Origin of the sequence: Actinotalea endophytica (assembly GCF_025717005.1) — a bacterium.
Classification (GTDB): domain Bacteria; phylum Actinomycetota; class Actinomycetes; order Actinomycetales; family Cellulomonadaceae; genus Actinotalea.
The window spans coordinates 206,692-223,451 of sequence record NZ_JAOVZU010000009.1 but is presented as its reverse complement, the minus strand read 5'-3'; the positions used below and the strand labels follow the sequence as shown (position 1 = coordinate 223,451).

Below are 16,760 nucleotides of genomic sequence, written 5' to 3'. Positions count from 1 at the left end.
GGTCCGGCCCACAGGTCGTCGTAGGTGAAGGTGACCGGTGCGTTGGCGGCCGTGCTGAACAGGTAGGTCGACACCCCGACCCCACCAGCGACCTGCAGCGACGCCGTGGAGTCGGTCGACTCCAGCTGCCAGGCCGTCGGCTCGGTCGTCCCGACCTTCCAGACCTTCGCCCGCAACGTCGTCGGGCTCGTGCCCTGGGCCTGCACCCGCATCTGCAGCTGATCACCGGCCGCGAACGTCAACCCGCTGACCACCACACCCGACACCGGCGTCCCGTTGCCCGCCGTCAGGTACAGCTCGACCGTGCCGTCCGCGCGCAACCGCACCCGCGAACCGTAGTAGTTCGTCGCCGAGACCCGACGCGCCGCGACATACACGAACGCACCGCCACCCGAGGGCACCTTGTCGGCCGAGAACGAGACCTGCACCTCGGTCGAGTCGGACGAGACCCCGCCCAACCACGCCGACCCCGTCTGCCCCGCACCGAGCACCTGCACACCCGCCGAACCGTCGACCGACAGCCCACCGGAGGGACCCGACACCGACCACGCGCCACCCACCGGAGCCGAACCCCAGCCGGACAGCACCAGACGCGAGAACCCGTCCTGCGCCAACGCGCCACCCACCGGCTCACTCACCGTGACGTCGTGCGACACCGAACCCGTCGCACCACCGTCATCGGTCACCGTGAGCGTCACCGTGTACGTACCGGCCGCCGCATACGCATGCGACACCGTCGCACCCGACCCACTCTGCGAGTCACCGAAGTCCCACGCCCAGCCCGCGATCGTGCCATCCGAGTCCGACGAAGCCGAACCATCGAACGACGCCACCAGGGCCGCCGTCGACCAGCCGAACGCCGCAGCGGGTGCGATGTTCGCCGGCGGGACCACCGGGCCGCCGGGGCTCGACCCGACGGGTCCGGCCCACAGGTCGTCGTAGGTGAAGGTGACCGGTGCGTTGGCGGCCGTGCTGAACAGGTAGGTCGACACCCCGACCCCACCAGCGACCTGCAGCGACGCCGTGGAGTCGGTCGACTCCAGCTGCCAGGCCGTCGGCTCGGTCGTCCCGACCTTCCAGACCTTCGCCCGCAACGTCGTCGGGCTCGTGCCCTGGGCCTGCACCCGCATCTGCAGCTGATCACCGGCCGCGAACGTCAACCCGCTGACCACCACACCCGACACCGGCGTCCCGTTGCCCGCCGTCAGGTACAGCTCGACCGTGCCGTCCGCGCGCAACCGCACCCGCGAACCGTAGTAGTTCGTCGCCGAGACCCGACGCGCCGCGACATACACGAACGCACCGCCACCCGAGGGCACCTTGTCGGCCGAGAACGAGACCTGCACCTCGGTCGAGTCGGACGAGACCCCGCCCAACCACGCCGACCCCGTCTGCCCCGCACCGAGCACCTGCACACCCGCCGAACCGTCGACCGACAGCCCACCGGAGGGACCCGACACCGACCACGCGCCACCCACCGGAGCCGAACCCCAGCCGGACAGCACCAGACGCGAGAACCCGTCCTGCGCCAACGCGCCACCCACCGGCTCACTCACCGTGACGTCGTGCGACACCGAACCCGTCGCACCACCGTCATCGGTCACCGTGAGCGTCACCGTGTACGTACCGGCCGCCGCATACGCATGCGACACCGTCGCACCCGACCCACTCTGCGAGTCACCGAAGTCCCACGCCCAGCCCGCGATCGTGCCATCCGAGTCCGACGAAGCCGAACCATCGAACGACGCGGTCAGGTCGGTGGGCACGAAGGAGAACGCGGCGGTCGGCGGCTGGTTGACCACCGGCGCCGTCACCGTGACGTCGTGCTGCAGCGAGGCCTGGGCACCGCCGTCGTCGGTGACCGTGAGGGTCACGGTGTACGTCCCGGAGGCGGCGTAGGCGTGCGACGTCGTCTCGCCGGACGCCGTCCCACCGTCGCCGAAGTCCCAGTCCCAGCCCGTGACCGTGCCGTCGGGGTCGGTCGACCCCGAGCCGTCCACGGCGACGCTCAGGTCGGTGGGCACGAAGGTGAACGCGGGCACCGGCGGCTGGTTCGTCTCCGCCACAGTGACGTCCGCGGTCACGGCCCCGGTCGCACCGATGTCGTCGGTGACGGTCAAGGTCACCGTGTACGTGCCGGCCGCGGCGTAGGTGTGCGACGCCGTCTCGCCGGACGCCGTCTCACCGTCGCCGAAGTCCCAGTCCCAGCCCACGACCGTGCCGTCCGGATCCGTCGAACCCGAACCGGTGAACGAGACGCCGAGCCCGGTCACGGTGGATCCGATCACGGCCGTCGGCGCCTGGTTCGGAGCCGTCACGGTCACGTCCTGGCTCGCGGTCCCGGTCGCAGCGCCGTCGTCGGTCACGGTCAGGACGATCGTGTACGTGCCGGCCGCCGCGTAGGTGTGCGACGTGGTCTCACCCGAATCGGTCTCCCCGTCGCCGAAGTCCCACTCCCAGCCCACGACCGTGCCGTCGGTGTCGGTCGAGCCCGAGCCGTCCAGCGCGACCGTCAGGTCGGTCGGGGTCGGCACGAACGACGCCGTCGGCGCCACGTTCACCGGCAGGGGTTCGGTGACCGTGACGTCCACCGTGGTCGAGTCCGTCGCACCGACGTCGTCCGTCACCGTCAGGGTGACGGTGTACGTGCCGGCCGCCGCGTAGGTGTGCGACGTGGTCTCGCCCGAACCGGTCTCGCCGTCGCCGAAGTCCCAGTCCCAGCCCACGACCGTGCCGTCGGTGTCCGTCGAGCCCGAGCCGTCCAGCGCGACGTCGAGGTCCGTCACCGTGGATCCGATCACGGCCGTGGGGGCCACGTTCGGCGGCGGGTCGGTGACCGTGACGTCGACGGACGTGGAGTCCGCCAGGCCCCCGTCGTCCGTCACCGTCAGGGTGACGGTGTACGTCCCGGCCGCCGCGTAGGTGTGCGACGCGGTCTCGCCCGAACCGGTCTCCCCGTCGCCGAAGTCCCAGTCCCAGCCCACGACCGTGCCGTCGGTGTCCGTCGAGCCCGAGCCGTCCAGGCTCGCGGTCAGGTCGGTCGTGGACGCGGAGATCATGGCGGTCGGCGCGTGGTTCACCGGGCCGACCCCGAGCTCGTAGTGCTCGGCGACGGTCGTGGCGTCCAGCGCCTGGGAGTACACCGCGACCTCGTCGATGTCGCCGGCGAACCACGGCTGCGGACCCCAGGTGGTGTCACCGCCGACGCGCCAGTACCCGGTGTAGCTCTGGGCCGCCGTCTGCGGGTTGGTGCCCACCGCCGCGCCGTCGACGTAGAGCACCATCCCGGCCGACGACTGCGTCGCGACCATGTGGTGCCACTGGCCGTCGTTGTACGACAGCGGCGACGTGATGGTGTTCGTCTGGCCGGTCCACACACCGAACGTCAGCCGGCCGTCGGTCTCCATGTAGACGTGCCGGTCGTAGTTCGTCGACGTGCCGGTGGCGTTGTTGCCGAAGCCGATCAGCTTGCCGCCGTTCGTCGAGGTCGTCCGGAACCAGAGCTCCTCGGAGTACGTCGTCGGGTTGACGAACGTGCTCGCGCTGGAGACCAGGCCGGAGACGCCGTCGAACGTGACGGCGGAGTCGGCGACCCCGGTGAGCGCACCGTCGGTACCGAGCGTGTAGCCGCTGCGGTACACACCCGGGTTGTCGAACCACCCGGTGTCGGCCGCGTCGGTGCCCGACGTCTCGTCGAGCCGCCAGTAGAGGTCGGGCAGGAGGCTCTGCACCGCGGCGCCGTACGCGTCGGCCGGCACCGGCGGCAGCTCGACGGTGCCGCCGCCCGCCGTGAAGTGGTCGACGACCGTCTGGTAGTCGACCACCGTCGGGTAGATCGCGACGTCGTCGATGTCACCGGCGAAGTAGCTGGTGCCGTCCCAGCCGGTGTCGCCGCCGACGCGCCAGTAGCCCTGGTACGCCTGTCCGGCGGTCGGCGTCGCTCGCGAGCCGACCTGCTGACCGTCGACGTAGAGCCGCTCACCGTTCGACCCGAGGGAGGCGACGACGTGGTGCCACTCGCCGTCGTTGTAGGCCTGCGACGAGGCGACCGTGGCCTGGCTGCCGATCCACACGCCGAAGACCACCTGGCCCGCGGTGTTCATGTAGACGTGCCGGTCGTAGCTGCTGCTACCGCCGGACGACGCGTTGCCGAAGCCGACGATCTTGCCGCCCGCGGTGGTCGTCGTGCGGAACCACGCCTCGAGCGTGAAGGTGTCCGGCCCCTGGATCAGGTTCTGGCTGATCACCGTGCCGTTCGACGTGCCGTCGAACGAGGACGCCTGGTCGCTGTCGCCGATCGCGCTCGCGACCCCGCGGGTCACGCCGGTGCCGACGGTGGCGTCGTCGAAGCCCGCCCAGTCGAACGCGACGTCACCGGAGGGCTCGCCGAGGCGCCAGTAGGTCGAGGCGCCGTCGTTGAGCACATCGCTGGCGTAGGCCGACAGGTCGCCCGAGTCCGCCACCGTGACCGTCACCCAGTCGGTCATCGCGAAGTTGCCCCACGGGTCGGTCGCGATCACCCGGTATCTCGCCGTCGACCCGGGTGTCAGGCCGGTGTCGGTGAAGCCCATCCGCGGCAGGTCCCAGAACGGCGTCGTGAGCGTCGTGGTGTAGATCGGGTCGCTCGCGGTGCTGTTCCGGTAGAGCGCGTAGCTCAGCGTCTCGTTGTCGCGGTCCCAGTTGGCCGACCAGCTGACCCGCGCCGTCCCGGTCGCGAAGGAGGTCGCCGAGATCGAGAAGTTCGCACCCGACGAGCGCGGCCCGTCCAGGTTCGGCGCGGTCGACGGCATGGCGAAGCGCACGAGCCCCTGCTGGGCTGTGCTGTTCACCATCGTGAACTCGCCGCCGTACAGCACGTACTGGTCGTTCCCGCTGACCGTCCACGGCCCCTGGGACTTGCCGGTGTAGGTGCCGACGTTGATGTCCGGGTACCAGTTCAGGAACTGCGGCGACGGCTCGCCGTCGTGGTCCGGGTAGCCGTACGGGTCGGCCGTGTTGATCCGCTCGGCCGTCTTCGTGGTCGCGGTCGCGCGGTGGTAGGTCCACGGCGTCGTCTGCGGGAAGCCGCCCGAGTTGCCGCAGTAGTGCTTATGGCTCGCCGAGTAGACGGCGTCGCCGGCCGGGAAGACCGAGTAGGTGTCGCCGTGGCAGTCCTCGACCCAGGTGAGGCTGCCGGTCGCCCAGTCGGCCGAGAACGACCCCTCCATGTTCCCGCCGCCGCCGAAGTGGTAGCCGGATCCGTAGAAGTGCTCCCCGTCGCTCTCGAGGCTCAGGACCGCCGACGCGGTACCGGCGTCCTGGATGTACGTGTTCACCGGCAGCGGCAGCACCGCGCCGGTCGTCGAGTCGAGCCGGGCGAGCCCGTAGCCGGGGTCGCTCGAGCCGGAGACGCTGGTGAACGAACCACCGATCACGACCGACGCCTGGTCGGGCGCGAGCACCATCGCCAGGGGCGTGCCGTTCTCCACGGTGGCGGTGAAGCTCTGCGTGACCAGACCCGTACCGGCGTTGACCGCCGCGACCTTCTGCCGTGCCTGACCGTTGACGTTGGTGAGCGAGCCGGCGAGCCAGACCGTCGTGTCGGTCGCGGAGATCGCCGTGACCGTGGCGTTGACGACCGGGCGGAAGGAGGTCAGCGCTCCGGTGGCCACGTCGATCGCCGCGGCGCGGTAGCGGTTCTGCCCGTCGACCTGGGTGAACGAGCCGCCGATGTAGAGCGTGCTGCCGTCGGGCGACACCGCGAGGTCCTTGACCTGGGCGTTGACCACGTGGTTGAAGGAGCTGATCAGCACGCCGGTCTGCAGGTTGTAGGCCAGCAGGTTCGACCGCGGCACCTCGTTGGTGCCGAGCGGCGACCCGGCCGGACGGGCGGAGGTGAACTCGCCGCCGACGTACACCGTGTTGCCGACGATCAGCTGGACCCAGGCAACGCCGTTGATCTGCACGGTCGGCAACGGGTCCGAGGAGACCGTGAGCGGCTCGGTCGCCGACGCGGGCGCCGTGTCGGCGTACGCCGCTGGAGCTCCCACCCCGACGATCGCGAGTGACATGACGGCGACGGCGGCCCAGAGGCGCCTCGGGGCAGGTCGAGACATGTGGTGCTCCTCGTTCGGGGTCGGCGCGCGGCATGAGGGGAGTCCCGCGTGCTTCCGGCCCAGGGTACGGGGCAATTCGGACATTTCTACCCCGCCAGAAGGGTGAAACTTGACCATCGTCACGCTTGCGGGTGACGACGACGAGGGCCCCGTGCCGCAGCGCGGGGCCCTCGTCGTCCGACGGTCAGTTGAGGTCGAGCACCTCGAGGTCGTCGTAGGCCAGCACCAGGGGCCCGTTGGTCGCGCTGCTGGTCAGGTACCCGATCAGGCCGACCCCGCCGGGCACCTGCAGAGCCGCGGTGGTGTCCGTCGCGGTCGCGAACCAGGTCGTCGGCTCGTCGGTGCCCACCTTCCACGCGCGTGCCTGGACGGTAGTCGGGTTGGTCCCGGACACCTCGACCCGGACCCGCACCTGGTCCCCGGCAGCCAGGGTGAGGCCGGGCACCGTGCCGCCCGCCACGACCGTCCCGTTGCCGCGGGTCACATGGAGCTGGACGGTGCCGTCGGCGTTGAGCCGCAGCCGTGCGCCGTAGTACTCGGTCGCCGAGACCCGCCTGCCCTGGACGTGCACCCAGGCGCCGCTGCCGTTCGGGATCACGCTGGGCGCGATCGTCACGACCGTGTCGGTCGAGGTCGCCGACACCGAGCCGAGGGCCGTGGCGAGCGTGAGCCCCGGGACCAGCGTCATGGTCCCGGCGGTGCCGTCCACCGCGAACCGGCTCGCCGTGCCCGTCAGGGCCCAGTCCCCGCCGGTGTCCGCCGTGCCCCAGCCGCCGGACACGGTCCGCGCGAACGCGTCGGCCGCGATCACGCCGGCCGCGGGCGGCTCGGTCACGGTGACGTCCTGCGACAGCTGACCGGTCACGCCCTGGTCGTCGGTGACCGTCAGGGTCACCGAGTACGTCCCGCCCGCCGCGTAGTCGTGCGACGCGGTCGCACCGGTCGCCGAACCACCGTCACCGAAGTCCCAGGCGTACGAGACCACGGTCCCGTCGTCCGACGACGCCGAACCGTCCACCGCGACCGACAACCCCGCCGGGGTGGCGCTGAACGCCGCCACCGGCGCCTGGTTCACGCCCGGCTCGGAGACGGTGACGTCCTGGGAGAGCTGACCGGTCAGGCCCTGGTCGTCGGTGACCGTCAGGGTCACCGAGTACGTCCCGCCGACCGCGTAGTCGTGCGACGCGGTCGCACCGGTCGCCGAACCACCGTCACCGAAGTCCCAGGCGTAGGAGACCACGGTCCCGTCGTCCGACGACGCCGAACCGTCCACCGCGACCGACAACCCCGCCGGCGTGGCGCTGAACGCCGCCACCGGCGCCTGGTTCACGACGACCGGGCTCGTGCCCACCGCACCGGCCCACAGGTCGTCGACCGTGATCGACACCGGGCTCGCCGCACTCGAGGTGAGGTAGCTCTGGAAGCCGATGCCGCCGGTCGTCTGCAGGCCCGCGGTCGTGTCGGTCGTCTCGACCTGCCAGGCGTCCGGCTCGGTGGAGCCGACCTTCCAGACCTTGGCCCGCACGGTGGTCGGCGAGGTCCCGTCGGCCTGGACCCGGACGTTGAGCTGGTCGCCCGCGGCGAAGCTCAGGCCCGGGACCACGATCCCGGAGACCGCGGTGCCGTTGCCGCGCGTCAGGTGCAGCTGGACCGAGCCGTCCGGCTGGAGCCGGACGCGTGCCCCGTACCAGTTCGTCGCCGAGACGCGACGAGCCTGGACGTGCACCCACGCGCCCGTCCCGGTCGGCACGGAGCTCGCCGACAGCACTGCCCGCACCTCGGTCGAGTCCGACGAGACGGCGTCGAGCGACGAGGTCAGGGTCGTGCCGGCGACCAGCGACTGCACGCCGACCTGGCCGTCCACCGAGAACCGGCTGGCGGTCCCTGTGGTCGTCCAGGCGCCGCCGACGGGCGCGGTCCCCCAGCCGCCGGAGACCGTACGGCCGAACGAGTCGGACGCCAGCGCGGTCCCCGGCTCGGGGGCCGTCACCGTGACCTGCTGGGCGCTCGTGCCGACCGCACCGTCGTCGTCGGTGACCGCGAGCGTCACGGTGTACGTCCCGGCCGCCGCGTAGGTGTGCGACGCCGTGGCGCCGGTAGCCGAGCCACCGTCACCGAAGTCCCACGCGTAGGCGGTCACGACGCCGTCGGAGTCGGTCGACCCCGAGCCGTCCACGTCGACCGTCAGGTCGGCCACGGAGGTCGTGAACGCCGCCGTGGGCGCAACGTTCGGGACACCTGGGACGTCGACGACCTTGCTGAGCGTGCCGGTCGCACCGTCGTCGTCGGTGACCGTGAGCGTCACGGTGTACGTGCCGGCGGCCGCGTACGTGTGCGACGCCGTGGCGCCGGTCGCCGTCCCGCCGTCACCGAACTGCCAGGCGTACGACGCGATCGTGCCGTCCGTGTCCACCGAGGCGCTGCCGTCGACCGAGACCGAGAGGACCCCGGGGGTCGCGGTGAAGTCTGCGGTCGGCGCCACGTTGGACCCGACGCCGGTGGAGCCGAGCAGCCAGTGCTGCTGGATCTGCGCGGCCGACAGCACCGAGCGGTACACGGCGACGTCGTCGATCGTGCCCTTGAAGTAGTCGCTGCTCGGACGGTTCGGCCAGCCGTTCAGCCGGTCGCCGCCGATCCGCCACCAGCCCCACAGCTCGCGGATCATCGAGACGTCGCTGCGCGAGGCGGCGAGCGCGCCGTCCACGTAGAGCTTCAGGACGCCGTCGGTGTACGTGCCGACCAGGTGGTGCCACTTGCCGTCGTTCACCGCCTGCGTGCTGCGCACGGTGTCGAGCGTCAGCGACTGGGTGCCGAAGTTCACCCGGCCCGAGTTGTCGAGGTAGAGGTGCCGGTCACCGACCGTCGACGTGCCCGTCTGACGGGTGCCGAAGCCGACGATCTTGCCGCCGGTCGTGGTGGTCGTGTTGATCCAGGCCTCGACCGAGAACGTGCGCGGCCCGTTGTCCGCGACGGTGCCGTAGGTGTAGCCGTTGCTGCTCGAGCCGCTGAAGGTCGCAGCGCCGTCGGTGTCGCCCGCGATGCCGCCGGTGGCCCCGAGGGTCACGCCGGACAGCTTGGTCTGGTCGTCCCAGCCGATCGTGTCGTCGAGCGTGGTGCCGGACGTCTCACCCAGGCGCCAGAAGGCGTAGGGCTCGTCGGCGCGGACCTGGGCGAGGTACGGGCTGGTGGTCCCGGACCCGGCGACCGTCACCGTGACCCAGTCGGACATCGCGACGTTGCCGAACGCGTCGGTCGCGGTGACCCGGTAGCGCTGGCTCGACCCGGGGCTGAGCCCCTTGTCGGTGTAGCCGAGGATCGGCAGCTGCCAGAACCTCGCGGTCACCGACCGCAGCGTGAGCGGCGTCGATGCCGTCGAGGACCGGTAGAGGCGGTAGGTCAGGGTCTCGTTGTCCCGGTCCCAGTTCGCGGTCCAGGTCAGGTGCACCTCACCGGTCGCGCTGGAGGTCGCCTTGAGCGTGAACGCCGAGGACGTCAGCCGCGGGCCGTCGTCGTTCGGGGCGAGGTCGGTTCGGGCGAACCGCACCAGACCCTGCTGGCCCACACCGTTGACCTCGGTGAACTCACCGCCGTACAGCACGTAGTCCGCGTTGCCGGTCACCGTCCACGGACCCTGCGTCTTGCCGGTGTAGGTGCCCGCGTTGATGTCCGGCCACCACGAGAGGATCGTCGGCGAGGGGGTCCCGGGGTGGTCCGGGTAGCCCAGGTAGTCGGCCGTGTTGACGCGCATCGCGGCGTTGGTCATCGCCGTCGCGCGGTGGTACGTCCACGGCGTGGTCTGCGGGAACCCGCCGGAGTTGCCGCAGTAGTGCTTGTGGCTGGCGGCGTACACCACGTCACCGACCGGGTAGGCCGAGTAGGTGTCGCCGTGGCAGTCCTCGAGCCAGGTCAGCTCACCGGTGGCCCAGCTCGCCGAGAACACGCCCTCGCTGTTGCCCGCCCGGCCGAAGTGGTACCCGGTCCCGTAGAAGCCGTTCTCGTCCGCCTCCAGGCTGAGGATCGCGGAGTTGTCCCCCGCGTCCCGGATGACCGAGTTCACCGGCAGCGCGAGCGACGCACCGGTGGTCATGTCGAGCCGAGCCAGGCCGTAGCCCGGGTCGTTCGAGCCCGCGACCGAGGTGAAGTTGCCGGCGATCACGACCGACGCCTCGTCGGGCGCGATGGCCAGCCCGAGCACGCCGTGGTCGTCCACCGCTGCGTCGAAGGCCAGCGGCGCGCCGGTGGACGCGCTCACCGTCGCGACCCGGTTGCGCGTGACCCCGCCGACGGTCGTGAAGATCCCACCGATCGCCACCGTGGTGGCCGTCGCGTCGATCGCGTCGACCCGCGAGTTGACGACCGGGCGCCATGAGGTGAGCGCGCCGGTCGCGACGTCGAACGCGGCGACCCGGTACCGGGTCTGGCTGTCGATCGACGTGAACGACCCGGAGACGTAGAGCGTCCTCCCGTCGGGCGACACGGCGAGGTCCTTGACCTGCGCGTTGACCACCGGCGCGAAGGAGGTGATGAGCGCGCCGGTCGTCAGGTCGTAGGCGAGCAGGTTGGAGCGCGGCACCTCGTTCGTGCCTGCCGGGGACCCGGCCGGCCGGGCCGAGGTGAACTCGCCACCGACGTAGACCGTGTTGCCGACGATCAGCTGGTTCCACACCACGCCGTTGATCTGGACCGTCGGCAACGGGTCGGAGGACACCGTCGCGGGCAGCCCGGCCGTGGTCGGCGCGGTGTCGGCCGCCGCCGGTGGCGCGGCCAGGCCGACGAGGACGATCGCGGAGGCGGCGGTGGCCGCCCACAGGCGTCGCTGGTAGAGACGAGACATGGGGGGGCTCCTCGTGAGGCACTGCACGCACCGCACGGAAGCCCGTGCTCGGCCCAAGGATAAGCGGCAAATCGGACAATTCCACCCGGCCGCATGGGTGAAAAGTCCCGCCGCCCGGGCGTCGCGGCAGAGCGGTCGCGGGGCCTCGAGCAGCACGTCGGGGCCCGCACCCGGTGCGAGCCCCGACGGTCGCCCCGATCAGCCCAGGCTGGTGACCTCGAGGTCGTCGAACGCGAAGACCACCGGGCCGTTGGTGACGCTGCTGCTCAGGTACGCCAGCAGGCCGATGCCGCCGGGCGCCTGGAGCGCGGCCGTGGCGTCCGAGGTCGTGGTGAACCAGGTCGTCGGCTCCGTGTCGCCGGCGAGCCATGCCCGGGCCGAGACCGTGGTGGGCGCGCTGCCCTCCACCAGCACCCGGACCCGCACCTGGTCGCCGGCACCGACGGTCAGCCCGGGCACCACGCCGCCGGCGACGGGCGTGCCGTTGCCGCGCGTGACGTGGAGCTGGACGGTGCCGTCCGCGTTGAACCGCAGCCGGGCACCGTAGTACTCCGTCGCCGAGACCCGACGGCCCTGCACGTGCACCCAGCCGCCGCTGCCGTCGGGGACCACGCTCGGCGAGATGGTCACGACGGTGTCGGTCGACAGGGCCGAGACGGACCCGAGGGACGCGCCGAGGGTCAGCCCCGGCACATGGGTGAACGTGCCGACCTGACCGTCGACGGCGAAGCGGCCGGCCGTGCCGGCCGTCGTCCACGTCCCACCGGTGTCCGCGTCGCCCCACCCGTTCGCGACCGTGCGCGTGAACGCGTCGGCGGCGACGACCCCGGCGGCCGGGGGCTCGGTCACCGTGACGTCCTGGCTCACCGAGCCGGTGTCGCCCTGGTCGTCGGTCACCGTCAACGTCACGGAGTAGGTCCCCCCGGCGGCGTACGTGTGCGACGTCGTCGCACCGCTGCCCGTGGCACCGTCACCGAAGGCCCAGTCGTACGCGACCACCGTGCCGTCCGGATCCGACGACCCGGTCCCGTCCAGCGCCACGTCCAGGTTCGACGGCGTGGCCGTGAACGCCGCGACCGGAGGTTGGTTGGTGCCGGGCTCGCTGACGGTGACGTCGTGGGTCACCGAGCCGGTGTCGCCCTGGTCGTCGGTCACCGTCAACGTCACGGTGTAGGTCCCCCCGGCGGCGTACGTGTGCGACGTCGTCGCACCGCTGCCCGTGGCACCGTCACCGAAGGCCCAGTCGTACGCGACCACCGTGCCGTCCGCATCCGACGACCCGGTCCCGTCCAGCGCCACGTCCAGGTTCGACGGCGTGGCCGTGAACGCCGCGACCGGTGCCTGGTTGCCCGGCACCGTGCCGACCTCGCCGGCCCAGACGTCGTCGACGGTCATCGTGAGCGCGCTCGCGGCCGAGGTGAGGTAGCTCTGGAAGCCGATCCCACCGCTGGTCTGCAGGCCGGCGGTCGAGTCGGTGCCGACCAGCTGCCAGTCGGCCGGCTCGGCGTCCCCCACCTTCCAGATCTTGGCCCGGATCGTCGTGGGCGAGGCGCCCTCGACCTGCACCCGGGTCTCGATCCGGTCGCCCGCGGTGAACGTGAGGCCCGGCACCACGATGCCGAGGAATGGCGACCCGTTGCCGCGAGTGAGGTGCAGCTGGACCGAGCCGTCCGGCTGCAGCCGGACCCGCCCCCCGTACCAGCTCGTCGCCGACACCCGGCGCGCCTCGAGGTGCATCCACGCGCCGGTGCCGGTCGGCACCGCATCGGTGGACAGCACCGCACGCAGCTCGGTCGACGCCGAGGAGACGCCGTCCAGCGCCGACACGAGCGTCACGCCGCCGGCGAGCAGGTGCTGACCGACGGCTCCGTCGACCGCGAACCGGCTCGCCGTGCCGGTCGTGGTCCACGCGCCGCCGACCTGCGCGGAGCCCCAGCCACCGGAGACCGTGCGGCTGAAGTCGTCCGAGGCCAGCGCCGAACCCGGCTCGGGGGCGACCACGGTGACGTCCCCCGTCACGGATCCCACGGCGCCGTCGTTGTCGGTGACCGTGAGCTCCACGGTGTAGGTGCCGCCGGCCGCGTAGGTGTGGCTGGTGGTGGCTCCGGTGTCGGTCGAGCCGTCACCCAGGTCCCACAGGTAGGAGACGACCGTGCCGTCCGGGTCCGTGGACGACGACCCGTCGAGCGTCACCGTGAGGTCCGTGACCGACGACGAGAAGCTCGCGGTCGGCGCCTGGTTGGGCGGCTCGGGCACGTCGACCACCTGGCTGAGCGTGTCCGTCGCGCCGAGGTCGTCGGTCACCGTGAGGGTGATCGGATAGCTGCCGCCCGCCGCGTAGTCGTGCGACGCCGTCGCGCCCGTGGCCGTGCCGCCGTCGCCGAAGGTCCAGGCGTAGGAGACGACGGTGCCGTCCGGGTCGGACGAGGCCGAGCCGTCGACCGCCACCGAGAGCAGCCCCGGCGTCGCCGTGAACGCAGCCGTCGGCGGGTCGTTCAGGGACACGCCGCTCGTTCCGAGCGACCAGTGCTGGGCCACCTGGGCGTCCGTGAGCACCGAGCGGTACACGGACACGTCGTCGATCGTCCCGGCCAGGTAGTCGCTGGCCGGGCGGTTGGGCCAGTTCCTCATCTGGTCCCCGCCGACGTGCCACCAGCCCCAGAGCTGGCGGATCATCGGGATGTCGTTGCGCGTGTCGACGACCTGACCGTCGAGGTACAGCGTCGCCACGCCGTCGGAGTACGTGCCGACCGCCTGGTGCCACTGCCCGTCGTCGACGCGCTGCGAGCTGCGCAGGGTCACGAACGAGATCGCCGTGATCCCGAGGCTCAGCCGTCCGCCGGAGTCGACATAGAGGTGCCGGTTCACGGTCCTGGACAGCGCGGACTGCCGGTCGCCGAACCCGACGATCATGCCGCCGGCGGACGAGCTCGTGCGGAACCACGCCTCGACCGAGAACGTCGAGGGTCCGTTGTCCGCCGCGGTCCCGATCGCGATCCCGGAGGAGGTCCCGTCGAAGCTCGCCGCGGTGTCGCCGTCACCGGAGATCGCGCCGGTCACACCGAGGCCGACCCCCGAGCCCCGGGTGAGCGGGTCCCACCCGATCGTGTCGTCGAGCGTGCTGCCGCCCGACTCGCCGAGCCGCCACAGCGCGTACGGCTCGTCGGCACGCAGCTGCGCCAGGTACGCGCCGGTGGACCCCGAGCCGGCGACCGTCACGGTCACCCAGTCCGACATCGCGACGTTGCCGGAGGCGTCGGTCGCGGTGACCCGGTAGCGCTGGCTCGACCCTGGTGTGAGACCCCGGTCGGTGTAGCCCAGGTTCGGCAGCTGCCAGAACTTGGCCGTGACCGGACGCACCACGAGCGGCGTCGACGCGGTCGAGGACCGGTACAGCCGGTAGGTGAGCGTCTCGTTGTCCCGGTCCCAGTTCGCCGACCAGGTCACGTGCACCTCGCCGGTGGCGCCGGAGGTCGCCTTGAGCGAGAACGCGGACGAGGTCAGCCGCGGACCGTCGGCGTTCGGCGCGAGCCCGACGCGGGCGAAGCGCACCAGGCCCTGCTGGGCGGTCCCGTTCACCGTGGTGAACTCTCCGCCGTAGAGCACGTAGTCGGAGTTGCCGGACACGGTCCAGGGACCCTGCGTGAGGCCGGTGTAGGTACCCGTGTTGAAGTCCGGGTACCAGGTGAGGATCTCCGGTGCGGGGGTCCCCGGGTGGTCGCCGTAGCCCCAGTAGTCGGCCGTGTTGACGCGCATCGCGGCGTTGCTCAGGGCCGTCGCGCGGTGGTACGTCCACGGCGTGGTCTGCGGGAACCCGCCTGTGTTGCCGCAGAAGTGCTTGTGGCTCGCGACGTACACGACGTCACCGACCGGGTAGGCGGAGTAGGTGTCCCCGTGGCAGTCCTCGAGCCAGATGAGCTCGCCGGTGTCCCAGCTCGCCGCGAACACGCCCTCGCTGTTGCCGGCCCGGTGGAAGTGGTACCCCGTGCCGTAGAAGCCCGAGGCGTCGCCCTCGATGCTGAGGATCGCCGAGTTGTCACCCGCGTCCCGGATCTCGGAGTTCAGCGGCAGCGGCAGCAGGTCACCGGTGGCCAGGTCCAGCCTGGCCAGGCCGTACCCCGGGTCGCTCGAGCCGTCGACCGTGGTGAAGTTCCCGCCGATCGCCAGCGTCGTCGCATCGGGTGAGATCGCGACGCCGAGCACGCCGTGGTCGTCCACCGAGGCGTCGAACGCGAGCGGCGCGCCCGTCGCCGCGCTCACCGTGGCGACCCGGTTGCGGGTCACGCCACCGACCGTGGTGAAGATGCCACCGATCGCGACGGTGGTCGCCGTCGCAGCGATCGCGCTCACCCGCGAGTTGATCACCGGCCGCCAGGAGGTCAGCGCGCCGGTCGCCACGTCGAAGGCCGCGGCCCGGTAGCGGGTCTGGCCGTCGATCGACGTGAACGAGCCCGCGACATAGAGCGTGGACCCGTCCGGCGAGACCGCGAGGTCCTTGACCGCCGCGTTGGTCGACGGGTGGAACGAGGGGTCGAGCACACCGGTGGTGAGGTCGTAGGCGAGCAGGTTCGTCCGCGACACCTCGTTGGTGCCCGCCGGCGACCCGGCGGGCCTGGCGGAGGTGAACTCGCCGCCGACGTAGACGGTGCTCCCGACGATCAGCTGGTTCCACACCACACCGTTGATCTGCACGGTGGGCAGCGGGTCGCTGGACACCGTGGCGGGCAGTCCCGCGGCGGTCGGAGCGGTATCCGCCTGAGCTGCCGGGGCGGCGACTCCGACGAGTGCCAGCCCGAGGATCACGGCGACGAGACGGGACAACGGGCGACGTCGCATGGCGAACTCCTCCGGGCGCGGCGGGTCGGCGCGGGGGGGATGGGCCGGCCACCGGAGCCTTGGTCGGGTAGCACCACCGTACGGCGAAACGGACAAAAAGGACCACGCCGATCGGGTGAATCTGCCCGGCGCGCAGGCGCCCGGATGGCGTCAGCCGACCGCGCCGGAGAAGAGCACCACGGTGTCGTCGGCGGACAGGTCGACCTCCACCAGCACCTGGTCGCGCTGGTCCAGGGGCACGTTGAACACCCACACGCCGGTCACCGAGGCGCCCGGGGCCACGCTGGCCGGGAAGTCGCGCGCGCCGGGTTCGAGCAGGCCGACCGCGGGCCGCTGGTCGGCACCGAAGTAGAGGTTGACGACGGCGCTCGTCAGGCTGACGTCGGCGTCCGTGCGGTTGGTCACCTGGACCGTGACCCGCAGGGCCGGTCCGCCGACCTCGCCGGGGATGGTCGCCTCACCCTCGACCGACTCCATGTTGGCGAGGTCGACCCGCAGGCCCTGGGCCGGCGCGGCCGGGTCGGTCAGGTCGACCGGCGGGGCACTCGGTCGGGCGCCGGGGATCGGCTGCTCGTTCTCGTCGACCGGGATCGTCGGTTCCACCGGGGTCGGGTCGTCCCCGGCGTCCGGGGCCTCGGTGGTCGGGTCCACCTCGGGCTCGGCGGTCTCGGTGTCCGTCGCCCCCGCGGACGGCTCGGCCGAGTCGGTCGTCGAGCTCGTCGCGGTGGACGAGCCCGTCGCGGTGGGCTCGGCGGCGTCCCCGGTCCCGCGGCCCGACAGCGCGCCGACGACGACCACCACCGCCACCAGTGCGAGCACCACCACCCACGTCACGACGACCCGACGTCGCATGCCGCGGTCCGCGTCGCTGGACATCCGGCCTCCTCATCACACCTGACTGCCGCGACGGCTCGCGGAACGACCGGCCCACACTACGTCCTGCCGACCCATCTACCATGGTGGGGACAAACCGCACACACCAGGTCCGGGCGGGT

General features: G+C 71.8%; 4 protein-coding genes. All 4 read right to left on the bottom strand.

Features of this window, described 5'->3' with window-relative positions; translation table 11 throughout:
• On the bottom strand, nucleotides 1–6,095 hold a 6,095-nt coding region (locus OEB99_RS16025), incomplete at its 3' end, for a PKD domain-containing protein (protein WP_263578289.1).
• 184 nt (nucleotides 6,096–6,279) lie between these two features.
• Nucleotides 6,280–10,929, bottom strand: a complete 4,650-nt coding sequence (locus OEB99_RS16020) for a PKD domain-containing protein (RefSeq protein ID WP_263578288.1) — start codon at nucleotides 10,927–10,929, stop codon at nucleotides 6,280–6,282.
• A 198-nt stretch (nucleotides 10,930–11,127) separates the two neighbouring features.
• Complete coding sequence (locus OEB99_RS16015; RefSeq protein WP_263578287.1) at nucleotides 11,128–15,765, bottom strand: PKD domain-containing protein; 4,638 nt, start codon at nucleotides 15,763–15,765, stop codon at nucleotides 11,128–11,130.
• A 150-nt stretch (nucleotides 15,766–15,915) separates the two neighbouring features.
• Nucleotides 15,916–16,641 carry a hypothetical protein gene (locus tag OEB99_RS16010; protein WP_263578286.1) on the bottom strand — a complete coding sequence of 242 codons (726 nt, stop codon included), beginning with the start codon at nucleotides 16,639–16,641 and terminating at the stop codon, nucleotides 15,916–15,918.
• Between the last annotated feature and the right edge of the window lie 119 nt (nucleotides 16,642–16,760).

Coding starts and splice junctions, on each gene's coding strand:
- OEB99_RS16020 (WP_263578288.1), bottom strand. CDS start 10,929: ATGTCTCGTCTCTACCAGCGACGCCTGTGGGCGGCCACCGCCGCCTCC.
- OEB99_RS16015 (WP_263578287.1), bottom strand. CDS start 15,765: ATGCGACGTCGCCCGTTGTCCCGTCTCGTCGCCGTGATCCTCGGGCTG.
- OEB99_RS16010 (WP_263578286.1), bottom strand. CDS start 16,641: ATGTCCAGCGACGCGGACCGCGGCATGCGACGTCGGGTCGTCGTGACG.